Here is a 21,340-nt window from a genome sequence, read left to right as displayed (position 1 = left end):
ACAAAAGTTCCGGATGATTTGCAGTTAATTGCAAATTTCATCCGGGACTTTGTTTGTGTATGCAGCGTTAAAAATGTATGCTTTGCCCGTAATCTGGGACTGATATTTACGGGCAAATCTCAAAAACCGGCTTTTTGCCCGTAATCGGGAGCCGGAATTTACGGGCAAATCCCAAGAATCGCCGTTTTGCCCGTAATCCTGCCTTGGAGCCATGACTGAGCAGGCGGTGTGCAGTTCTGTATTTTGTAAAAAAGCAAGGCTTCATGTCTCAGAATTGAAAGAATGTCGGACCAAATCAGTCGGCCTGCACCCTTTGTTCAGCATTTCGTTTAATTCAAATGTGAAAAAGGAGTTTTTTCCCAGTCTCTTCTTATGATCATGAGACAAAAGAAAATTATGTGACTTCGATCATGTAACGGATCTGATTGCCGCGGCAGCTGCCTCACGATCAAGATATTCAATCCGTACTTTCAAACAAAGCTCTGCATTTTACAAAAAAACGGAATTCTGATATGGTTAAGGTAAATTTAGGAGAAGACAAATGACAGTAAAACTGATTGAAACAAAAAAGGATTCCAAGGACTGGAATAAAATCAAGGCATTGTACCTGCGGGCCTTTCCGGCAGTCGAACGCCTGCCGTTCTGGCTCCTGAAGAAGAAAACGAAGCACAGGATTGCAGAATTCTGCAGCTTATATGATGACGACGAATGGGTCGGCTTCATCTATACGCTGAAAAACGATTCCCTGGCGTACGTCTTTTTCCTTGCCATCGATGACACCAGACGCTCGCACGGATACGGCAGCAAACTGATCGGGCTTTTGACCGAACGCTACGCCGGACTTGTCATCGGGCTCAGTGCTGAACGTCCCGACGATCAGGCCGAAAACAACGAGCAGAGAATCAGAAGACAGAAATTCTATCAACGCAACGGTTTTCTTCATTCAGGATACTACAGCGTTGAAAAAGGCGGCGAAAAATTCGACTTTCTCACATATCAGGGACGAAAAATCGATCCGGACGAGTATCCCGGAATCATGCATGAGTGTCTCGGTTTGTTCCAGCGTTTTATCCTGCCAGTCAAAATGATTGCGGACGGAAGTGAGTCAAATGGCCAGCATTCGTGATATTGCCAAAATGGCCGGCGTTTCTCCGGCAAGCGTTTCGCGGATTTTGAATAACGATGAAAGTTTCAGCATCAATGAAAATACGCGCAAAAGAGTGCTTGAGATCGCAAACGAGCTGAATTATACAAAGGGAAACAAGAGCCGTGCTCCCAAAGGGCCGGACAAGAAGACAACGCTCGGCCTGATTACGCGGCACACTGATCAGAACCTGAAGAAGGACCCGTACTACTGGGAAATCGTCCAGGGCATCATGTTCGAAGCTGCCAAGTGGCGGCTGCGGGCAAATACGGTCTTCAACATGCACGATCAGAAAAAGGACTGGACGGCACTGAGAGATTATGCCGCAATTGCAATTCTCGGAGAAGTCAGCGAGGCTTTTCTAGATGAGGTTGCCCACTACAACAAAAACATCATCCTGGTCGACTATTACGGAAAAAACGATCGATTCGACTGCATCCAGACCGACTTTGCCGATCGAACCAAGGAAATCCTGGACACGCTTTATTCTTACGGACATCGCAGGATTTCATACATCGGCGGTTTTTCCAGCCACGTTGATCTGAACGGTCAGCGGATCACAAGCGAACATGAAGTCCGTGCCGATGCCTATCGCCGTTGGATGAAGCTGCATGATCTTGAAAAATACGCTAAAGTCTACATGGATGCCTGGGGTACTCAGTCCGGCATCGATCTGACCGAAAGAATGCTGGCGGAACCCGAAGATTCCTGGCCTACAGCCATTGTTGCCGGCAGCGATCCGATGGCCATCGGCGTCTACAATGCGCTTGCAAACAAGGGGCTTTCCATCCCGGACGATATTTCAATCGTCAGCTTCGACGACATCGAAATGGCCAGATTCATGACGCCTGCACTTTCAAGCACGCACCTTGACGCCAATGAAATCGGCCAGATCATCATCGATCTCGTCAGAACCAAGATTACCGGCACTCGCAAAATGCCGATTCGCATCACCTGCAACAGCCGGCTGCAGCTTCGCGGCTCGGTCGGAAAACCGAGAAAATGAAGCCGGCAAAAAGACCTCAATGCCCTTCAGATACATGATGAAGCCCAAATTTCATCATGTACCTGAAGGGCATTTTCATATGGAGTCTGAACATTGTTTCCTTGCCGCCTTCAAAAATCATTCTTTTTTGTTTTTAATTCAAATCTAATGAAAATTAAACCATATTTTTCACTAGAGAAGATTTGCGAAAGAGAGTTATAATAGCACCTGTTGAAGGAGGAAAAAAATGGAAAACAAGATGAAACTCTTTGAAAGTGCGCCGGTATGGAAGGCGTACTTCATCATTTCGCTTCCCGTTGTTCTCAGCATGGTCGTCACGCTGGTCTACAACATGGTTGATACATTCTTCGTTGCAGGAACGCAGAATACCAGCCTTGTTGCCGGTGTTTCGCAGTGTACACCGCTGTTTACGCTGATGCTCGCCCTGGGTGACATCTTCGGCCTTGGGGGAAGCTCGGTCATTTCAAGGCTGTTCGGTCAAAAGGATGACGGAACGGCACGAAATGTCAGCGGCTTCTGCTTTTACGCTGCGATTGCCTGCGGACTGGTCGTGACCGTTCTGATGTTTTCATTTCAGGGACCTATCCTGCACGTTCTTGGAGCAACATCAGACACAATTGAATATGCATCACAATATTACTTCTGGATTGCACTGGGGGCTCCGGTGATCATCCTGTCGCTTACACCAAGCAACATCATCCGGACCGAGGGCCTTGCCACGCAGTCCATGATTGCAAGTATTTCCGGAAGTGTCCTGAACATCATTCTGGATCCCCTCTTCATCTTCACACTGGGAATGGGAGCCGGCGGCGCCGCCCTGGCAACGGTGCTCGGCTATGTTCTCAGCGATGCCATGCTTGTCTACTATATTCTGAAAAAATCAAGACATCTGACAGTTTCAGTCAGACACGTTAAAATTCAGAGCCGGCTTGCTGTCAGCGTGTTTGTAATCGGGATTCCCGCTTCACTGACAAATCTCATGCAAAGCTACAACGTCACTGTCCTGAACCGCCACCTCATTTCGTACGGAGCAAAGGCAGTGGCTGCGATGGGCATTGCGATGAAGGTCAACATGATTATCATGATGATCATGGTCGGATTCGCATTCGGTGCACAGCCGCTGATTGGCTATGCGTACGGAGCGGGAAACAGAAAGCGTCTGAAGGACATCATCCGTTTCGACCTGTTGGTTGAAATCGCTTTCTCCGTTGTCGTGGCCGCTTTCGTCATCGGTCTTGCACCGCAGCTGATCGGCCTGTTCATGAAGGATGCATCAGTCGTCTCGTACGGGACGGGGATGCTTCGCTGGCTGACATTGACAACGCCTTTCTGCGGCATCGTGCTTGTTCTGACAACATGCTTCATTTCGATGGGAAAGGCCGTTCCGTCGTTTGTACTTTCAATCAGCAGACAGGGGGTGATCTTCACAGTTGTCATTCTGATTTCATCTGCATGCTTCGGCTACAACGGGGTCATCAGCGCACAGGCTGTTTCCGACGTGCTGACGGCGCTTGCAGGTGTGCTGATGTATGTTTCAATGTCTCGAAAGGACGCTGGATCAAGAGAGAATTAATTCAAGAGAGGAAAGAGTAAATTGAGAGAAGAGAAGATAACATTAAGGCTTTTGTGTTCAGTCATTGCGGCGGGAATTCTGGCGTTTTGCGGCATCATCATCGAAACGGCCATGAACATCACCTTCCCGACACTGATGAAGGAATTTTCAGTTTCAACAGCGACTGTGCAGTGGATGACGACATCGTACCTGCTGATTGTCGCAATCATCGTGCCGCTTTCATCATTTCTGAAGAAGCGTTTCTCGAAGAAGAAGCTTTTCATTGCGGCTGACCTGATTTTCATCATAGGTGTCTTGTGCGACCTGTTTGCAACAAACTTCCCGATGCTTCTTGCGGGACGTTTCATCCAGGGCATCGGCACAGGGATTGCGATGCCGTTGATGTTCAACATCATCCTGGAAGAGGCTCCGCTTGACAAGATCGGCATGATGATGGGAGTCGGCAGTCTCCTGACAGCGGTCGGACCTGCTCTTGGTCCGACGTACGGCGGATGGATCTCATCAGTGACAAGCTGGCGGATGATCTTCGTGACGTTGCTGCCGTTTCTTGTCCTCGCATTCTTCATCGGAATGTGGGCCATCAGGAACAATGAGACGAAGGAAGCAAGCTTCGATGTTGCCGGTGAAATCCTGCTGGCACTCACGTTCACCAGTCTGATTCTCGGACTTAATTCACTCGGCAAGTCGGGGTCCCTTGATTTGACGAGCGGAATTGAACTTCTTCTGGGCATCATCCTGCTGGTGCTGTTTGTAAGGCACTCGCTTTCGGGAAAGGCATCACTGGTCAATCTCAATGTGTTCAGGGACAGAGCCTTCTCCAGCCATGTCCTTGCATTCTTCGTCATGAACGCCTGCTCGCTTTCGCTTGCGTTCGTCTTTCCCAACTATCTGCAGATCTCACTTCATCACAATGCATTCTATTCAAGCCTGATGATGCTTCCGGCAGCTGTCCTCGGTGCCTTCTGCTCACCGTGCAGCGGTCGTATGTTCGACCACTATGGCGCAAGAAGGCCGCTTTCCATCGGCTGCATATTCGACATAGCCGGTCTGCTGCTGCTTGCGGTATTTGCCAACGGAACACTTACTGCACATGAAGTCATGGCCTTTTACTGCCTCTACATGTTCGGCATGGGACTTTCGTTCAGCACAATCATGACAGATGGTCTGACCCTGCTTGACGAAAAGAGCCAGACTGACGGCAATGCGGTGTTCAATACGGTTCAGCAGTTCTCGGGCGCAGTCGGAACAGCTCTCGGCTCGACTCTGATGGCCGTGGCTCAGAAGGGCGGCGGGTCGCTTGCCGAGACAACGAAGACTGGCACGTTCCATATCTTCGTCGTTCTGCTTGTTTTGATGATTGTCGCCGAGGCAATACTTCTGCCGCAGGTAAAGGGAAAAGTCAGACATGAGAAAGTCTGACTTCAAAAGGCGTTCGGCCTTCGAACCTTTATCCGGCATTTTAATTATGCCTAGCCCATCCATCCCGTGACTTTAGTCATGGGATGGACAGGCTCAATCAGGAGGCTGGGAAAAAACTCCAGCTGAAAATCAAAAGCCTGCGATTGAATTTTTCGAATTCAATCACAGGCTTTTTCTGTACACAGGATGAAACACACTGATCATGCCCGCAGCTCCTGCACCTTGAAGCTTTTTCTCACCACCAGTTCTGCGTCTAGAAGAATCATGCGCCTGGATTTCTTGGGAGAGGCAATCATGTTGCGGAGCGTTTCGACTGCAACTTTGCCAAGCTCTTCAGTGTCAATGCGGAAGGTTGTCAGAGGCGGAGAGACATACTTGGCGATGTCAATGTCGTTGATGCTGATTACGGAAACGTCGTCCGGGACGGTGATCCTGTTTTCGTTGAAGGCCTGAAGAACACCGACGGCAAGGGGATCCGAGGCCACAAGAAATCCCTGTGGCATGCTTTTCTGCATTTCAGCAACAATTTCACATCCGGCATTATAGCCGCTGTCAACGGAGAAGTTGTCACCGATGAACACGTAGTCGGGGTTGAACAGATTGAGTTCCCTCATCTGGCTTTCGAAGCAGCGTGTGCGGATGTCGCGCAGGGTGTGGCGACCCTCCTCACTGTTCCATGACTTTCCTCCGATGAATCCGATGTCTTGAAATCCTGCACTAATGAAGCAGTCAATGGCGCTGTTGACGATCATCTGAAGGTTCGGCTGGACGGAATCGAAACTGTGGGGGTCTGGGTTGGAGTCAACGAACAGAACCTGCATGTCGAGCTTCTTCATCCTCTCCAGGTCCTCTGCCATGAAACGTCCGACTGCGATGATTCCGTCGGTGCCGTCAAGCTCCACGTCGTCCAGTCTCTGACAAAACGAAAGCGTAATGCCGCTTTCCTCTGCACTTTCTGCAAGACTCTGCCTCAATCCGCTGAAATACACGTCACGCAGCTCCTCCTGCGGTGTGATTGCAAAGATGACCGCCACCGCATAGTTCCTTTCATGAATCAGCCGGCTGCTGTAGTTCAGGCTGTGAGCCGCCGCCAGAATGCGTTCCCGCGCCTTTTCCGAGGCGGAAAACGTCGGGTCTCCATTCAGCACGCGCGAAACGGTGGCCGGTGAGTATCCCGCTTCCCTGGCGATTTCCCTGATTGTTGCCATTTTGACATTCCTTCCTTTCCTGCTCTGCATTTTCCAAAGACATTATAAAACATTTAGTAATCAATGTAAACGATATCATGAATCATTTACTAATATTTACTAATTTAGTTTCGTGTTTTGTTTACTAAAGTTTCGCAAAAGGTTATTCTATATATGTAATCGATTTCAGAAAAAGCATTTGAACAAGGAGCAGAGAAAAATGCCAGATAAAGTAAACGTAGATAAATTCATTCATGGTGGCGACTACAATCCGGATCAGTGGCTCGATCACCCGGAAGTCATCGACAGGGACTTTGAACTCTTCAAGGAAGCGGGGATAAATTCAGTGACGGTCGGCATCTTCGCCTGGGACAAGCTTGAGCCAAGCGAGGGAGTGTATGACTTCTCATGGCTCGACGACGTCTTCGACCGTGCCGAGAAGCAGGGCTGCAAGGTGATTCTTTCAACGCCGAGCGGTGCCCGTCCGCGCTGGATGGCAGAAAAGTATCCCGAAGTTCTCAGGGTTGACGAAAATGGCAGGCGCAACCTCTACGGTGAACGTCACAACCACTGCTACACTTCACCTGTCTACAGGCAGAAGGTCCGGGAAATCAACCGCAGACTTGCCGAACGCTACGGCAGGCGTGAAAACCTGATTCTGTGGCACATTTCAAACGAATACGGTGGCGAATGTCACTGCGAGCTGTGCCAGCAGGAGTTCAGGAAATGGATGAAGGAGAAGTACAAGACGCTCGACAACCTGAACCGCTGCTACTGGAACGAGTTCTGGAGCCACCTTTACACAAGCTGGGACCAGATCCACTCACCTTCTTCAAGCGGTGATTCAAACGTGCTCGGACTCAATCTTGACTGGCACCGCTTCGTGACGGACCGTACGATTGACTTCTTTGAAAATGAAGTCGCCCCGTTGCGCGAACTGACGCCGGACATCCCGGTCACGACGAACTTCATGGGCGGAAACCCACCTGATTCACACGTCTTCTATGACCTTGACTATCAGAAGTTCGCCAAGCACGTTGACATCGTCAGCTGGGATTCATACCCGAACTGGGCAAACGGCTATGAAACAACTGAAAAGCTTGCTGCGAAAACTGCCCTGATGAACGATGTCATGCATAGCCTGAAGCATCAAAACTACCTGATCATGGAAAACACCCCTTCCCAGGTCAACTGGCATCCGGTCAACCGCGCCAAGCTGCCGGGAATGCATGAGATGGGAAGCCTCCAGGAAATCGCACACGGAGCCGATTCCGTCATGTACTTCCAGCTTCATCAGTCGCGCGGTGCATCCGAAATGTTCCACGGGGCTGTCATCACAAGCAAGATGAGCAGCAAAACCCGGGTCTTCAGGGATGTCAGCCGGGTTGGAAGAGACCTTGAGCTGCTGAAGGATGCGAAGGATTCCCGATGCGCAGAAGCACGAGTCGCAATCGTCTTCGACTACGACAACATGTGGGCACTGGATGATGCACGTGCCTACTCCAACCAGAGCAAGAAGTACTGGGAAACGATCCAGCACCACTACAAGGCCTTCTGGGACATGGACATCCCGGTTGACATCATCTCAACGGATGATGACCTCGGCAAGTACAGTCTCGTAATCGATCCGATGCACTTCATGATGACGGAGAAATTCGCCGGCAAGCTGAAGAAGTTCACGGAAGACGGCGGAACGCTTGTCGGAACGTACATCAACGGCATCGTTGACGAGAACTTCCTGACGTATCTCGGTCAGGGAATGGACACATGGCGTCAGATCTACGGCCTTGAGGTTACTGAAACCGACACGCTGTATCCGGAACAGAAGAACAACCTTGAAATGTTCGGGAAGACCTACGAAGTCAGAGATTACTGCGATCTGATCGAACCGGAATCAGCTGAAGTGGAGGGCACTTACGGCGACTTCTTCTACAAGGGAACGCCTGCCGTGACAAGAAACGGCAATGCCTGGTACATCGGCTGCCGCACAGATGACGGATTCCTTGCCGACTTCTACGGAAGACTTTGCCGTGATCTCGGACTTGATTTCGAGATTCCGCTTGAGAAGCACTCGTCGAAAGTCTCCGTCAGGGTCCGTCAGACAGATGATGCAGACTACTGCTTCATCATCAACTTTTCTCATGAAAAACAAGACGTTGAACTCTCCTGTGACGCAGAAGACGTCCTTTTGCAGGAGGAACTGAACAGCGGAAGTCTTGAACTTGAGCCATACGGCGTCAAGGTTCTGAAGATTTCGCGCTGATAATTAAGGAGGATTTAACAATGGAAAATGCACCGCAGAAAAAATCAAGGAAATGGCGCGAAAGAATTGCATTCGCACTTGGAAATCTGGGTCACTCCGCTTTTTATGGCGCACTGAGCACCTACTTTATCGTTTTCGTGACCAGCGGCATGTTTGACGGCGTCGAAAAAAGCATTGCCAACAAACTGATCGGTTTGATTACCGGACTTGTCGTGATCATCCGTCTGGCCGAAGTCCTGGTTGATCCCGTTATCGGCAACATCGTCGACAACACCCAGACAAAATGGGGCAAGTTCAAGCCATGGCAGGTCATCGGCAGCGTCGTCAGTTCGATTCTCCTGGTTGTAATCTTCACCGGCATCTTCGGGCTGGCCAAAACAAACTGGATCCTGTTTGCGATTCTGTTCGTCGTCATCTTCATCACGCTTGACGTCTTCTATTCGTTTTGCGACGTTGCCTATTGGGGCATGGTTCCGGCCATCAGCGAAGACAGCAAGGAACGCGGCGTGCTGACGTCATTCGGCTCATTCACCGGCTCAATCGGCTGGAATGGTCTGACGATCATCGTCGTTCCGGTAACGACTTTCTTCACTTTCCTTGCAACCGGCAAACATGAACAGGGTCCGCAGGGCTGGCTGGCATTTGCCGTCATCATCGCAGTTCTTGCCGTTCTTTCCGCATTGGCCGTTGCTTCCGGCACGACTGAAAAAACAAACGTCCTGCGTGAAGCCGCCAATGAGAAAACGACCATCAAGGACGTTTTCCTGGGCATCATCCATAATGACCAGATGCTCTGGATCAGTTTGGCATACCTGATGTATTCCATAGCTTATGTTGCAACAAACGGTGTTCTGTTCTATCTGTTCAAGTTCGTTCTGGGAAAGCCCGGTGAATTCTGGATTGCCGGCGTCATTGCCACGGTCGTCGGATTCTTCACGGCTCCGCTCTATCCGATTCTGAACAAGTTCATTCCAAGAAAGACGCTGTTTGCAGTCGGCCAGATCTCAATGATCATTTCATACCTGCTGTTCATCTTCGGCCGCAGCAATCTTGTGATGATCGTCATCGGTCTTGTCCTGTTCAACTTCACCTTCGCACAGCTTGTCACGGTTCTTTCCCTTACTGACTCGATTGAATACGGACAGCTGAAGAACGGCAACCGCAACGAAGCGGTCACGCTTGCAGTCCGTCCGATGCTCGACAAGATTTCAGGCGCATTTTCAAACGGCATCGTCGGCACGATTGCACTTCTCGCAGGCATGACCGGCAGCGCAACTGCCAAGGACATGACACCGCAGAACATTCATACCTTCGAGCTTCTTGCCTTCTACCTTCCGATGGCTCTTGCCGTTCTTTCCCTTCTGATCTTCCTCTTCAAGGTCAAGATCACGGAAAAGGAACATGCAAGAATCGTCGAGGAACTCCAGGCAAAGCTTGCCTCGGGAGATGAAACTGCCGCAGTTCCCGAATCAGACACGGTGATCACGACCGAACTGCTCGCTCCGGCAGACGGAACGTTTGAAAAGCTCAGTGACGTGAAGGACGAGAATGGGCAGCCGCTTTCCGGCACCGGATTTGCCATCAGGCCTCGAAACGGTCACGTCTATGCACCGTTTGACGGCACCGTCAAATTCACGTTCTCGACCAAGCACACGCTCGGCATCATTTCTGACGACGGACTTGAAGCCGTCATTCACGTTGGTCTTGGCACCGTAAACCTCAGAGGCGAAGGCTTTGTTTCCCATTATCAGGATGGTCAGAAGGTCAAGGCAGGACAGCTCCTGATTGAATTTGACCGAGACCTGATCAGAAAAGCGGGCTACAGCGACATTGTCGTGACATTCTTCACCCAGCCTAAGCGGATCGAATCCCTTGGCCAGCTGAGCGGAGACACTGTCACTCACAACGACAAGGTGCTTGAGGTTTCTCACAAATAGCAAAAAGACATTGTCATGCTGAAAGCGTGCCGGTGCCGCCCGGGAAGCCGGAAAAAAATCCATATTAAATTTAAAACACGTATGATTCATGGCTGTAATCATACGTGTTTTTGCTTTGACCAGACATCTGTCAGGAATTCAAACTCATGGGCGTGACGGGGAAAGCAGACCGGAATCCTGGATTTCTCCGAAAATAGCCTGCTTTGCCATCCCGCCGTCGTGTCCGAGCACTGAAAAAAGACCGGGAACCCGCTTTGGGGAATCCCGGTCTTCCTTATATCAAAACATCCAGCTAATCCTTTACGGCAGGAAACAGCATCAATACGATGCAGGCCAGTATCGCAAACACCGTATTCGTCAGCCTGAAATCTGCCTGAACGGCACTTGTCGAAACCACGTTGCCAAGCGCAAAGAAAACCTGTCCGCATGCAAGCACCATGAAGTAGACCAGACAAATCAGCACAATCAACTGACCCGTCTTCCTTGAATCAAGGTAAGCTGCCACCCCCATGCAAAGCAGTGCGACAAACGGCGCAACATCGAAGATGACGAACATCAGCATGCCTGAAGCATCCAGTGCTCCGGAAAAATAAAAGGCAGACAAATCCCCTGCATTTTCCAGAAGAAGCACTGCCTTTGACATGAAAATGGCGATAATGGCTGCCGAATACAGGATTTTTAATGCTCTTTCAGTCATAATACTCCCTAACATTTATGTTAAAACTCCATCATGTTTTTAATACACAGGGGATATTATAGCTGATTTTCTAATTATTTTCAAATAAGAAGGAGCCGGTCAGGCCGACTCCTTCCTGTTTCTATTTCGTATAATCGACGTCCTTCGTTTCCGGCGTCAGTGCCCATGCAACAACGGAAACGAGCGCCAATGCAAACATGTACAGTCCGGCAGAATGCAAACCGTACTGAGCGATCAGCCATGTCGTGATAGTCGGCGCAACGGCGGCACCGACAACGGCTGCCAGGTTGTACGTGATGCCGGCCCCGGAATAGCGCACCTTTGTCGGGAACAGTTCGGGCAGGACGGCACCGACCGGTCCGTACAAGGTTCCCATGATTACAAAGCCCACGCCAAGGAACAGCAGCATTCCGGTCATGTTGTGCCTTCCTTCAAGGAAGAACGGAAAGACCAGGGAAAAGACCACGAGCAAAACGGAAGCCGTCATCAGAACCTTCTTTCTGCCGATCCTGTCAGCAAGAACCGACGTTGCCATGATCAGGACCGCAAATTCAACGATTGCACCCATCAGCAGCAGAAGAAATTCAGAATGGCTGAATCCGAGCGCCGTCGTTGCATATGACAGAGACCATGTCGTCAGCGTGAAGAACATTGCGTATGTCGCACCCATCAGGAACGTTCCCTTGAGGATTTCCCTCCAGTTTGACCTGAACACTTCACGAAGCGGTGAACGCGTCGTGTTGTCGCGTTCCTGTGCCAGCTTGAACAGCGGCGTTTCCTGCAGGCGACGTCGAACGTAAAGACCGATGAAGACGAGCACGGCAGATGCCAGAAACGGGATGCGCCAGCCAAAGCTCTGCATTTGAGCTGGAGTCAAAACATTTTCCAAGACAAAGAACAATCCGTTGCAAAGGAAGAATCCGATCGGTGCGCCGACTTCAGGAAAGGCACCGTACAAGGCACGCTTGTCTTCCGGCGCGTTTTCGGTTGCGACCAGAACGGCGCCTGACCATTCGCCGCCAAGACCGATGCCCTGAACAAAGCGACAGAGGCAAAGCAGCAATGCGCCCCACACACCGATGCTGCCATACCCCGGAATGAATCCGATGGCGACCGTGGCAACCCCCATTACCAGCAGCGAAACGACCAGTGTTTTCTTTCTGCCCAGTCTGTCGCCGAAGTGTCCGAACAGAAACGACCCGAACGGACGCGCGACAAACGCGACGCCAAACGTCAAAAGACTCAATAATGTTGCCAATAATGGCGTTGTCTGCGGGAAGAAGACGGACGGAAAATATGCCGCCGAAGCTGTCCCGTATGCATAAAAATCGAAAAATTCAATTGCCGTTCCCATCATCGAAGCCAGAATCACCGTCTTGACCGGATCGCGTTCCAGTTTTTCCTCTGGCATTGCTAAGTTTGTCGTATTTTCCATAATTAACTACCCCTCTTCATGTTCATTAATCTATGTGTCAGTCACTTCAATTTCCGGTTCAATGCCACTGATGTCGCTTTCCATAAAACCACCCCCTTGAACTCAAAAAAGGCGGCCGGCCGTTCAATCGAACAGCCGGCCGCCTTCGCAGGAAGACATCCGTCATGCTGTCCGCATCTGCTTCTCAGGCGATGCGGACAATATCAAAATCATCCGCATCACCTAAATAATAATGCGAATAATGATGATATCTGCTGCGTTGTGGAACTGCATGACGTTTTTCATGTCTTCTTGCCTCGTTTCGTATTTGATGTTCTTAACTTTATCATCCTTTGGATTAAAAATCAATAAAAAAATTAAAAAAGCGTTTGATTTTGAAGTGAACGCGCTTACATGCATAAAAAAGAAGGTCTGGCATTGAAGACCTTCTTTTTTCTTATGCTATTTTTTCTTTTCGAATGTCCTCATCCTGTACTCGAAGTCATTCACCACGAGCTGCAGGTTCCTTCGCCCGTGATAAATACCACATCCAAAGATCAGCATTCCCAGGACACCGACCGAAACAAGAATTATGCCGCAGACAAGAAAGAACATCCGGGACCTCAGCGAGTAAATCAGTACAATCCCGATTCCGGCCACCATGAACCAGAGATTCATCCAGCGGCCGAGATTCTCAAGCATATGCTTCTGATATTCAATTTCTCCCCTGTATCCCTGTTCAAGCTCTTTTCTTGTCATTTGACATTCTCCTCTCTAATAGCTCAATCCCGGATTGAAGAAACCGGCAAGAACGCCGACAAAGGCAATTACAACAAGCAAAAGCATGACCTTGATTGGTGACATGTTCTTCTTTGCCATAAGCCACCAGCAGAAGATGATGAAGACAACTGTCAAAAGACCAGGATAGACGTTGTTCAGCTGATTCTGAAGATCAAGGTAGACCTTGCCCGAGGCATTTCTGAGCTTGAATGCAGTTGTGATTGAAACCCATGTTGCAGCAACACCACCGATAACCATGCCACCGACGATGGAAATGGCCTTTCTGATGGCCTGACCCTGGGCTCCTACCAGAAACTCAACGGCCTTGTCACCGAGCTCATATCCCTTGAAGTAGGCAAAGCGCATTCCAAAGTAGGCCAGAAGGTTCCACACGACGATGTAGAAGATGGCGCCAAGTGGAGATCCGCCGTTTGAAAGTCCGAGCGCAATGCCCAGGATGACAGGGATCAGGGTGCCGACGACAAGCGAGTCACCGATGCCGGCAACAGGCCCCATCAAACCGGCACGAAGACCGTTGATTGTTTCCTCATCAACACCCTCGGCGTTGTTGGCACGTGCCTCTTCAAGGCCGGCCGTAATCCCGACGATAAGTGAACCAAGCTGAGGTTCGGTATTGAAGAAGGCCGTGTAGGTGTGCATTGCCTTCTCCTGGTCTTCCTTTTTGTCATACAGTTCCTCGACAATCGGCAGCATTGATGTCAGATAGCCGAATGTCTGCATGTGTTCCTGTGAGAAGCAGGTCAGATTGCCATAATACCAATGGTGAAAAGACTTCGTTAACGTCTTTTTGCTGATTTTTCTGGTTTTTTCTTCCATTTCAGATATCCTCCTCATCATCGTCATCATCGACGTCTGCTCCATTTGCAGGCGCTGCGCTGCGGGCAATTTTTGCCATGTCCAGTTCATAGAACAGAAGGGCGAAAATCAGTGAAACGACAGCGCATGAAACAAGGTTAAGGTGCAGTGATGCAGCCAGCGTGAAACCGACCATGAACGGCACAAAATCAAGGACATTGCTTACAAGTTGCTTGAGTAAGATTGCAATACCTACGCATGGAAGAAGAGAACCAACTGTAAACAGTGTCATCATTGGAATGCCATCCATTGGAAGAGCCGTCTTCAGAGCAGTAACGGCACTTGCTCCGAGCTTGCACATGATAAGTGTCGGAAGGAAGGAACAGATCAGGTGTGAGAGCCATGGCCAGCCCCAGTCAACTGCATAGAGCTTGTGGAATTTGCCTTCCTCAACTGCCTTCCAGCCCATGTGCTGCCAGATGAGGTTGAGTGTCGCCGTACCGTAGAAGAGAACCGTGCCGACAGTGCCAACCAGGGTTCCCATTGACTTTGCAAGGTCAGCGGCACCTGCTGACGTTGCCGAAAGGCCCTGAGAATGAACGGCAACCATTGCCAGCGGGATGCCGATGTATGAAACTGCACGGACATCGGCTGAAACCGTGCCGCCCGGTGTTACCAGGGCGATGTAGACCAGCTGCATGGCAACGCCGCACATGATGCCGGTCTTGAGATCTCCCAGGACAAGCCCGCAGACCAGCCCGCCGACAAGCGGACGTCCGAGCGTATAGTTACCGATTGACGTGCCACCCATGCCGGGCATCGATGACAGACATGCGAACAGCCCGAGAATGGCTGCCTGAACCCAACTTATTGTCATATTACTTACCCCTTTTCATAACTGAATCTAAAATCCGAACTTATCCTTGAAATCATCCCAGTATCCAATTGATACATCCGGTAAAAGCTGGAACTTGACCTTGTAGCCTGCTTTTTGAATTTCCTCCAATGCCTCCGCTTCTTCCTGGGTAATTGACTGATTGTTCCCAAGTTTTACAGCACCCGGGCGGTCATTGCACGGACCGACGATGATTTCCCTGACATCCCCCGGAACGAACTTCTGGTCAACCAGAATCTTCTTCATGTCAAGCGGATTCTTCGTAATCAGGAAATAGCGGCTGTCAGAATCCAGCACCTTCTGGCACTTCTTCTGCCAGGCCTCCATTGTCCAGACGAATGTCTTCTTGTCTCCCGTCGCGGACTTGTAGGCCTGCTTCAAGACCTTATTGCTTGCCGCCGCGTCATTGACGGCGACAATGCCGTCGCACGGATACTCCTTGGCCCAGCGTGTTACTGTCTGACCGTGAATCATGCGGTCATCAATTCTTACAAATGTTACTGACATTGATATCACTCCTTAATCTTAAATGTCGTCGTCATCATCATCGTCATCGCTGCTTACACTGAACTCCCGGACGGCACTGACGGATTCGTTGAGAACGGTTGAGACCAGGTCTTCGCTGGGCAGAACGTCCATCATGACAAGTGCATTCAGAGCCATGGGAAGATTCATTCCACCAAGAACCACTGCCTGATCAAGCCGGCCCCTTTCACCAAGTACCCGGCAGACTGTTGTAAGCGGGCTTCCGCCGACAATGTCTGCCAGAACGACGAGTTCCGCATCCTCCGGAATCTCCTCGTCAAGCTGCCGTGAGAATTCAGCGGCCAGGTCATCGACGGACATGCCGTCCGCAAGACCCACTGCTGTCACCTGACCGATTCTGTCCCTGGCAAACATGGAAAGTGACGTCTTCAGGCCGGCTGCAAATGAGCCGTGACTTACAAGAATCAAGTGTTTCATTCCGATGCCCTCCTTTTCTTTATCTACATCTACATGATAATGCTGATTCAAGCGCTTACACAGTGCAATTTGTCACTTTCAGGCCATGATAAAAGGCACCCCGCAAATGACATTTGTCATCCGGAGTACCTTATCTTCCCTGCAGAGTATTTTCAATTCTTTCCTGAATCTGTCCTATTTCAACGTCAGCGTCCCTGTTGTCCAGTGCCCGGCTGATCAGATAGTCAGCCTGGTCCATTGCCGTGTTGTACTTCCTGAAGTGCGGCGGACAGTTCATGCTGTTCAGTATCCGTTTCAGCCCATTGGAAGACAGGGCACTGTCATAGCCTGAACTGCATTTTTCAAGGACCGAAGCCCCTTGCGAATTGGCGCACATGTACTGCTGAAACTCTTCACTGCAGCAGAGCATTCTGATGAACTTCCAGGCCAGCCCCTTCTGCGTGCTCTGAGAGGAAACGGCAAAGAGTGAAGTCTCGGAATTGGTTCCGGCTATGGTCGGGCTTTCCGCCGGCATCTTGATGCATGTCCAGGAAAAAGAAGAGTACCTGGCCACATGATACGGATACGACTTATATGTGCGGTACTGCGCCAGGGTCATTGGAAGGAAGGCCACCTTCCCCTTGTCAAAGTCATCGGAGTTCGGATGGGCGTTTCCCGTCAGGGCATTCAGCTTCTCCATCATCGTCAGAGCCTTCCTGACACGGGCACTGTTGAAGTCAGCGCCTGTTCCGTCCGAATTGAAGAGCCTTGCGCCACAGGCTGATGCAGCATCCTGCCAGGTATAGCCGGCAATCCCGAACTGGTCGACTGTTCCGTCACCGTTCGTATCCCTTGTTATTTTGCGGCAGATGTCATAGAGGTCATCAAGCGTCCAGGAGTTCTTCGGCATGCTGATGCCGTTTTTCTTCAACAGATCGGTGTTCACGCACATCATCATCGGATTCGTCTCGTATGGCAGCGCATACTGCCTGCCGGTGTATCGGCCGGCCATAAGGGTTCCTCTGTAGAACATGCTGCCGGCAATTCCGTCTCTTCTCATGTACCGGTCAAGGTCTGTCATGGCACCGACTGAACTCAGCAGGTTGAACTGGTTGTACGGAACGATGAAGACGTCCGGGGCCTTGCTTGAGACAATTTTTTCTGACAGCCAGTCCATGTAGTCGTCTTTATTGATACCGTTTTCGTATCTGATTCTCACACCGGGATTGCTTTTCTCAAATCTTCTTATTGCCTGGTCAATGACCCTGGTGCCCCCGCTGTTCGGCACGCCCCAGCTGCTGTCGACATAGATGCCGACCGTCAGGGTCCTTTCCCTGTGAAATGCAGAGAATATACCAAAGGCCAGTACAAGGGCAAGCATCATCCCGAAAATGACAAGTGCCGTCCTTTTATTCTTCATCGGTAATCACCAAAGTTCTTCAACAGGATTCCGGTCTGGACAGCCCAGATTGCCAGCTGGGTCCGGTCGCGCAACCCCAGCTTGGACAGGATGCGGGACAGGTTGTTTCTGACCGTCCCCTCGGAAAGATACAGCTTGCCTGCGATTTCCCTGTTGGACAACCCCTGCCCCACGCACTGAATGATGATCTTCTCTGAATTCGTCAGTTCATCCGATCCCTTTTCGTCAACCTGAATGGAGAAGTCTGACTGCGCCATCTGCGAAAACAGACGGACGACCTTCGTTGCGATGTCCGGATTGATCATCGATCCGCCCCTGTAGACGGTCATGATTGACTTCTTCAGCTCATTCATCGAGATTCCCTTCAGAATATAGCCCGAAGCCCCGTATTTCAGTGCGCTGTAGATGAAGTCATCGTCATCAAACGTCGTCAGTATGATGATCTTCACTTCGGGATATCTTTTCTTTACTTCCTTTGTGCAGACCGTACCATCCATCTTCGGCATCCTGATGTCCATTAAAATGACGTCTGGAACCTTCTGCTCGATGCTCTTCAAAACCTCTGTTCCGTCCCCGACGGAATCCGTGATTTCAATGTCCGGATCATTTCCGAGAACTATGCCAAGCGACTGTCTGATAAGTTCCTGGTCGTCTGCGATAAGTACCTTAACCATGTTGTCCCGCCTTTCTGAAGCTTATTGACGTCTTGAATCCATTACTGCCGTCAAAGCTGACCTTTCCTCCGATTATGGCAACGCGTTCCTTCATCTGTGTCAAGCCGAATCCGTACTTGATGTCATCGGCTCCGGTTCCGTCATCTTGGATTGTTATGAAGTATTCACGGTCGTCCTGACTCATGACAATCGAGATGTTCTCCGCATGTCCGTGCCGCAGTGAGTTCGTTACCGACTCCTCGATGATTCTGAAGATGACGTCTTCCGTCGTCTTTTCGAAGTACGCATCCCTCCACTGATAGTCAAGTTTCACCTTGATGCCTGAAACGGCGACGTAGTTTTCTATCATCCTGTCAAGAGAGCCCTTGAGCGTTCCCTCCTTCAAGGCTTCCGGCCTCATCTTGTTCAGGGAGTTCCTGACGTCGACTATTCCCTCCCTGACGACTCTGGAGATGTTTTCAAGCTGCTTCTTTGCACCGTCCCTGTCGATGTCAATCAGGACCATGACGGCATCGATGCCGGCAGATATTCCCGTCAGAGCGTGACCAAGCGTATCGTGAATCTCACGTGAGATTCTCTTTCGCTCCCTGATCTCGGCATTCTCCTCGGCCAGAACAACGTAGCTCTTCAGGTCTGCATTTGCCTTGTCGGCCATTCTCAGCTCCTCTTCAATGTTCCGCTTCTCGTTTATCGAATAGATAATGTAGGTCAGAAGAGTGATTACAAATGCAGAGAGGCTCAACACGTCAATTACGTTCTTCAAAAGGTTCAGCCTGAATCTGACGGCATCGGGCAGAAAGCTGATGTAAACACTGATTGAGGGAAGGTGGAAGAGCATCGATGTCAGGTTGTAGTTCGGAAGCACCAGGCAGATGCAGCCGAAGAACGTGAACAGAATCCAGTACATCTTACGCTTCAGCGAATAGACATCCGTGATTGAGAAGAAGACGTCGGCAAACGTCAGAAGAATCATCCCGTTGTATGAAGCACGCGTCTCAAGAAAAAGGAGTACCATGACAGCCAGCTCGGCCACTATCCATGCATAGCTTCCCTCAATGTCCCCGATTCGACGTCTGAAGCAGATTATGAAGGTCAGGACGGCAAACGTGACCGTCGATGCGAAGAACAGCCTGACAGGAGAAGACGGAACCACACCGGCCTTGTCCAGCAGGTAGTAGCTCAGACCTTTCTCGACAATGTACTTTGTGGCGAACATGTAGGTGGATGAATAGAACATGATGCCAAGAAACGTTATCCAGACAAGGACCCTGTATGCATAATCGGCATTTCGCTTCTTGTTCATCACTGCCACCCCTCAACATTGTATCTGTCCACGTTTTCCCTGGTGATCATATGCACCGGAATGACGATTCTCTTCGGAACCTTCATGTCACGCGCGACACGGAAGCTTACGTCTGCCGCCTCTTCGCCCAGCCTTATCGGTGACTGGGCGACCGTGGCCCATGCATCGCCCTTTGCCTTGAGCAGTTTCTTCATGCTGGTCGATCCGTCAATTCCGTATACGCGGACAGGTCTTCTCACATTGCATGAATCAAGTGCCGCAAGGGCTCCGACTGCGCTCTGGTCATCAAGCGCCATGACGACATTGAAGTTTGTTCCGTCCTTCACCGTCTTACGGACTTCCGGCATCGAAACTTCAGTTTGTCCCAGCGTTTCCACTCTCTTCACAATCCGATAATTGCGTCTGTCCTTGATGGTGTCCGAAAATCCACGGTATCTTTCCTTGACGGACATTGCATTCCAGTGCCGCAAGAGCAAGATGTCAGCTTCCGGCATCGTCTTCATCATGTTCCTTGCGCACAGGACACCGGCATTGTAGTTGTCGGAAACCACCGTGCAGTCGACATTCTTCGAATTCTTCATCTGACTGTCGACCACGACAATCTTGATTCCATGTCTCTTCGCCCTGCCGAGTGCCTCGTTCAGCCTTCTGCTGGTTCCGCTGACGGGATTGATGATGATGACATCAAAGTCCTCCCTGATGAACGTTTCAATCTGCCGGCACTGGTTCTTCACGCTGAGCACCGGATTGAGCGTCTTCAGCACGGCGCCTCTGTCATCTGCCTTCTTCCTGATTTCATCGTTGATCACCGTATAGAAGGTGTTGTTCATTGTCATGTACGTGGCTCCGATTCTGACAACCGGCCTGGTAGGCGGCATGAACAGATAGCATAGCCAGATTATGATGACGGTCATGACTGCCGGTACCGCATCCTCCCATCTGAAGGAAAAGTTCTTCATGTGTTGTACACCCTCTCCCATTATAAAACGCTTACCCTTATTATAAACCTTTCGTTTTTGCCATCAATTGAGCATTTGCCCTCACTCCCTTCCTTTCGTGCCAGGGGCCCCGTCATCATGCAATCGTGTGACATTTGTCATTCAAAATATTTCCCTTAAAAAAATTTTGTTAAACACTTGTGTAAACGTTAACTAAACAGATATAATAACATTGTAAACGTTTGCTAAAACAAAAAAGACAGGAAGGTTTCATCAAATGAAAGACTTTTTAAACAAATTTCAGGAAAAAATGATGCCGATCTCCCAGAGAATCGGCAACAACCGCTACCTGCTCAGCCTTCGTGACGGCTTCATGGTGGCATTCCCCGCAACGATGTTTGCTTCTATCATGATCATCATCCAGAACCTGCCGACGACATTTGGCTTTGCCAAAATGCTCCCGCAAGGCGTCAACGACTTCTTGAATAATTTCTTCGGACCGATCGGCAACGCAACGATGTCGATTTCGGCCTTGTTCGTCGTCTTCGGTATCAGCTACCAATTGGCAACGCGCTATGAACAGAAGGGACTGTTTGCCGGTGCAATCGGTCTTTCCAGCTTCCTGATGCTCGTTCCGTTCCAGTCAATGAAGCAGGGAACGATGATTCCACTTGATTCTCTCGGTGCAAAAGGCATTTTCGTCGGCATCATCACAGCCATTATTACAACTGAAATCTACTGCAGGATCTGTGCAGCAAATATTACGATCAAGATGCCAAAGTCCGTTCCTCCGATGATTGCAGATTCATTCATCGCCATCATCCCGGGTGCCGTTCCTCTTCTTCTGGCAAATACAGTACGCTACATCTTCACGTACACGAACTACAAGGATGCGATCAGCTTCGTCTACAAAGTTCTCCAACAGCCTTTGA

At 50.1% G+C, this 21,340-nt stretch carries 19 protein-coding genes; 7 read left to right on the top strand and 12 right to left on the bottom strand.

Translation table 11 applies throughout. The features are described from left to right. The first annotated feature begins 541 nt into the window (after nucleotides 1–541). The 4 genes from V7Z60_RS03895 (at nucleotide 542) to V7Z60_RS03880 (ending at nucleotide 5,142) form a co-directional block, all read left to right on the top strand. On the top strand, nucleotides 542–1,126 hold the full coding sequence (locus V7Z60_RS03895; protein ID WP_334116493.1) for a GNAT family N-acetyltransferase: 585 nt from the start codon (nucleotides 542–544) through the stop codon (nucleotides 1,124–1,126). Continuing rightward, nucleotides 1,110–2,150, top strand: a complete 1,041-nt coding sequence (locus V7Z60_RS03890; RefSeq protein WP_334116491.1) for a LacI family DNA-binding transcriptional regulator — start codon at nucleotides 1,110–1,112, stop codon at nucleotides 2,148–2,150. Before V7Z60_RS03895 ends, V7Z60_RS03890 begins: the two co-directional genes overlap by 17 nt. Before the next feature lie 226 nt (nucleotides 2,151–2,376). Then, complete coding sequence (locus V7Z60_RS03885) at nucleotides 2,377–3,723, top strand: MATE family efflux transporter (RefSeq protein ID WP_334116489.1); 1,347 nt, start codon at nucleotides 2,377–2,379, stop codon at nucleotides 3,721–3,723. A 21-nt stretch (nucleotides 3,724–3,744) separates the two neighbouring features. Then, on the top strand, nucleotides 3,745–5,142 hold the full coding sequence (locus tag V7Z60_RS03880; RefSeq protein WP_334116488.1) for an MDR family MFS transporter: 1,398 nt from the start codon (nucleotides 3,745–3,747) through the stop codon (nucleotides 5,140–5,142). A 200-nt stretch (nucleotides 5,143–5,342) separates the two neighbouring features. On the opposite strand, the gene V7Z60_RS03875 is transcribed toward V7Z60_RS03880, so the two are convergent. After that, nucleotides 5,343–6,350 (bottom strand): LacI family DNA-binding transcriptional regulator, encoded by a 1,008-nt coding sequence (locus tag V7Z60_RS03875; RefSeq protein WP_334116486.1) that lies wholly within the window; start codon nucleotides 6,348–6,350, stop codon nucleotides 5,343–5,345. 199 nt (nucleotides 6,351–6,549) lie between these two features. On the opposite strand from V7Z60_RS03875, the gene V7Z60_RS03870 reads away from it, so the two are divergent. Both V7Z60_RS03870 and V7Z60_RS03865 read left to right on the top strand, forming a co-directional pair. Continuing rightward, entirely contained in the window at nucleotides 6,550–8,592 is a 2,043-nt protein-coding gene (locus V7Z60_RS03870; RefSeq protein ID WP_334116484.1) for a beta-galactosidase, read from the top strand. Between the two features lie 20 nt (nucleotides 8,593–8,612). Further along, nucleotides 8,613–10,529, top strand: coding sequence for a glycoside-pentoside-hexuronide (GPH):cation symporter (locus V7Z60_RS03865; protein WP_334116482.1), 1,917 nt, complete (start codon nucleotides 8,613–8,615; stop codon nucleotides 10,527–10,529). Between the two features lie 292 nt (nucleotides 10,530–10,821). Here V7Z60_RS03865 and V7Z60_RS03860 read toward each other — a convergent pair whose 3' ends face one another. The 11 genes from V7Z60_RS03860 to V7Z60_RS03810 form a co-directional block, all read right to left on the bottom strand. Then, nucleotides 10,822–11,226, bottom strand: a complete 405-nt coding sequence (locus V7Z60_RS03860) for a hypothetical protein (protein WP_334116480.1) — start codon at nucleotides 11,224–11,226, stop codon at nucleotides 10,822–10,824. A 121-nt stretch (nucleotides 11,227–11,347) separates the two neighbouring features. Continuing rightward, the gene (locus V7Z60_RS03855; protein ID WP_334116479.1) at nucleotides 11,348–12,661 is read right to left on the bottom strand and encodes an MFS transporter; all 1,314 of its coding nucleotides are present in this window, start codon (nucleotides 12,659–12,661) and stop codon (nucleotides 11,348–11,350) included. A 441-nt stretch (nucleotides 12,662–13,102) separates the two neighbouring features. After that, nucleotides 13,103–13,399 carry a DUF202 domain-containing protein gene (locus V7Z60_RS03850; protein WP_334116477.1) on the bottom strand — a complete coding sequence of 99 codons (297 nt, stop codon included), beginning with the start codon at nucleotides 13,397–13,399 and terminating at the stop codon, nucleotides 13,103–13,105. Nucleotides 13,400–13,414: 15 nt separating this feature from the next. Continuing rightward, nucleotides 13,415–14,257, bottom strand: coding sequence for a PTS system mannose/fructose/sorbose family transporter subunit IID (locus V7Z60_RS03845; protein WP_334116476.1), 843 nt, complete (start codon nucleotides 14,255–14,257; stop codon nucleotides 13,415–13,417). A gap of 1 nt (nucleotide 14,258) precedes the next feature. Further along, complete coding sequence (locus V7Z60_RS03840) at nucleotides 14,259–15,113, bottom strand: PTS mannose/fructose/sorbose/N-acetylgalactosamine transporter subunit IIC (RefSeq protein WP_334116473.1); 855 nt, start codon at nucleotides 15,111–15,113, stop codon at nucleotides 14,259–14,261. 27 nt (nucleotides 15,114–15,140) lie between these two features. After that, the gene (locus tag V7Z60_RS03835; RefSeq protein WP_334116472.1) at nucleotides 15,141–15,638 is read right to left on the bottom strand and encodes a PTS system mannose/fructose/N-acetylgalactosamine-transporter subunit IIB; all 498 of its coding nucleotides are present in this window, start codon (nucleotides 15,636–15,638) and stop codon (nucleotides 15,141–15,143) included. A gap of 18 nt (nucleotides 15,639–15,656) precedes the next feature. Continuing rightward, the gene (locus V7Z60_RS03830) at nucleotides 15,657–16,094 is read right to left on the bottom strand and encodes a PTS sugar transporter subunit IIA (RefSeq protein ID WP_334116470.1); all 438 of its coding nucleotides are present in this window, start codon (nucleotides 16,092–16,094) and stop codon (nucleotides 15,657–15,659) included. Nucleotides 16,095–16,224: 130 nt separating this feature from the next. Then, nucleotides 16,225–17,493 (bottom strand): ABC transporter substrate-binding protein, encoded by a 1,269-nt coding sequence (locus V7Z60_RS03825; protein WP_334116468.1) that lies wholly within the window; start codon nucleotides 17,491–17,493, stop codon nucleotides 16,225–16,227. After that, nucleotides 17,490–18,167 (bottom strand): response regulator transcription factor, encoded by a 678-nt coding sequence (locus tag V7Z60_RS03820; RefSeq protein ID WP_334116466.1) that lies wholly within the window; start codon nucleotides 18,165–18,167, stop codon nucleotides 17,490–17,492. The genes V7Z60_RS03825 and V7Z60_RS03820 overlap by 4 nt, the downstream gene beginning before the upstream one ends. Next, nucleotides 18,160–19,470 carry a sensor histidine kinase gene (locus V7Z60_RS03815; RefSeq protein ID WP_334116464.1) on the bottom strand — a complete coding sequence of 437 codons (1,311 nt, stop codon included), beginning with the start codon at nucleotides 19,468–19,470 and terminating at the stop codon, nucleotides 18,160–18,162. The genes V7Z60_RS03820 and V7Z60_RS03815 overlap by 8 nt, the downstream gene beginning before the upstream one ends. Beyond that, a complete protein-coding gene (locus V7Z60_RS03810) occupies nucleotides 19,470–20,429 on the bottom strand; it encodes a substrate-binding domain-containing protein (RefSeq protein WP_334116462.1) in 960 nt (319 codons plus the stop codon). The genes V7Z60_RS03815 and V7Z60_RS03810 overlap by 1 nt, the downstream gene beginning before the upstream one ends. Before the next feature lie 256 nt (nucleotides 20,430–20,685). Here V7Z60_RS03810 and V7Z60_RS03805 point away from each other — a divergent pair. After that, nucleotides 20,686–21,340: PTS transporter subunit EIIC (locus V7Z60_RS03805; RefSeq protein WP_334116461.1), on the top strand; the 655-nt coding region annotated here is incomplete at its 3' end.

Origin of the sequence: Ligilactobacillus sp. (assembly GCF_036846325.1) — a bacterium.
Classification (GTDB): domain Bacteria; phylum Bacillota; class Bacilli; order Lactobacillales; family Lactobacillaceae; genus Ligilactobacillus.
The sequence above is the reverse complement of the archived record's forward strand: the minus strand, read 5'-3'. Positions and strand labels throughout refer to the sequence as shown.

What these genes read in the sequence shown, in the direction of transcription:
- V7Z60_RS03895 (WP_334116493.1), top strand. Translation starts at nt 542, where the DNA reads ATGACAGTAAAACTGATTGAAACAAAAAAGGATTCCAAGGACTGGAAT.
- V7Z60_RS03890 (WP_334116491.1), top strand. Translation starts at nt 1,110, where the DNA reads ATGGCCAGCATTCGTGATATTGCCAAAATGGCCGGCGTTTCTCCGGCA.
- V7Z60_RS03885 (WP_334116489.1), top strand. Translation starts at nt 2,377, where the DNA reads ATGGAAAACAAGATGAAACTCTTTGAAAGTGCGCCGGTATGGAAGGCG.
- V7Z60_RS03875 (WP_334116486.1), bottom strand. Translation starts at nt 6,350, where the DNA reads ATGGCAACAATCAGGGAAATCGCCAGGGAAGCGGGATACTCACCGGCC.
- V7Z60_RS03870 (WP_334116484.1), top strand. Translation starts at nt 6,550, where the DNA reads ATGCCAGATAAAGTAAACGTAGATAAATTCATTCATGGTGGCGACTAC.
- V7Z60_RS03865 (WP_334116482.1), top strand. Translation starts at nt 8,613, where the DNA reads ATGGAAAATGCACCGCAGAAAAAATCAAGGAAATGGCGCGAAAGAATT.
- V7Z60_RS03860 (WP_334116480.1), bottom strand. Translation starts at nt 11,226, where the DNA reads ATGACTGAAAGAGCATTAAAAATCCTGTATTCGGCAGCCATTATCGCC.
- V7Z60_RS03855 (WP_334116479.1), bottom strand. Translation starts at nt 12,661, where the DNA reads ATGGAAAATACGACAAACTTAGCAATGCCAGAGGAAAAACTGGAACGC.
- V7Z60_RS03850 (WP_334116477.1), bottom strand. Translation starts at nt 13,399, where the DNA reads ATGACAAGAAAAGAGCTTGAACAGGGATACAGGGGAGAAATTGAATAT.
- V7Z60_RS03845 (WP_334116476.1), bottom strand. Translation starts at nt 14,257, where the DNA reads ATGGAAGAAAAAACCAGAAAAATCAGCAAAAAGACGTTAACGAAGTCT.
- V7Z60_RS03840 (WP_334116473.1), bottom strand. Translation starts at nt 15,113, where the DNA reads ATGACAATAAGTTGGGTTCAGGCAGCCATTCTCGGGCTGTTCGCATGT.
- V7Z60_RS03835 (WP_334116472.1), bottom strand. Translation starts at nt 15,638, where the DNA reads ATGTCAGTAACATTTGTAAGAATTGATGACCGCATGATTCACGGTCAG.
- V7Z60_RS03830 (WP_334116470.1), bottom strand. Translation starts at nt 16,094, where the DNA reads ATGAAACACTTGATTCTTGTAAGTCACGGCTCATTTGCAGCCGGCCTG.
- V7Z60_RS03825 (WP_334116468.1), bottom strand. Translation starts at nt 17,493, where the DNA reads ATGAAGAATAAAAGGACGGCACTTGTCATTTTCGGGATGATGCTTGCC.
- V7Z60_RS03820 (WP_334116466.1), bottom strand. Translation starts at nt 18,167, where the DNA reads ATGGTTAAGGTACTTATCGCAGACGACCAGGAACTTATCAGACAGTCG.
- V7Z60_RS03815 (WP_334116464.1), bottom strand. Translation starts at nt 19,470, where the DNA reads ATGAACAAGAAGCGAAATGCCGATTATGCATACAGGGTCCTTGTCTGG.
- V7Z60_RS03810 (WP_334116462.1), bottom strand. Translation starts at nt 20,429, where the DNA reads ATGAAGAACTTTTCCTTCAGATGGGAGGATGCGGTACCGGCAGTCATG.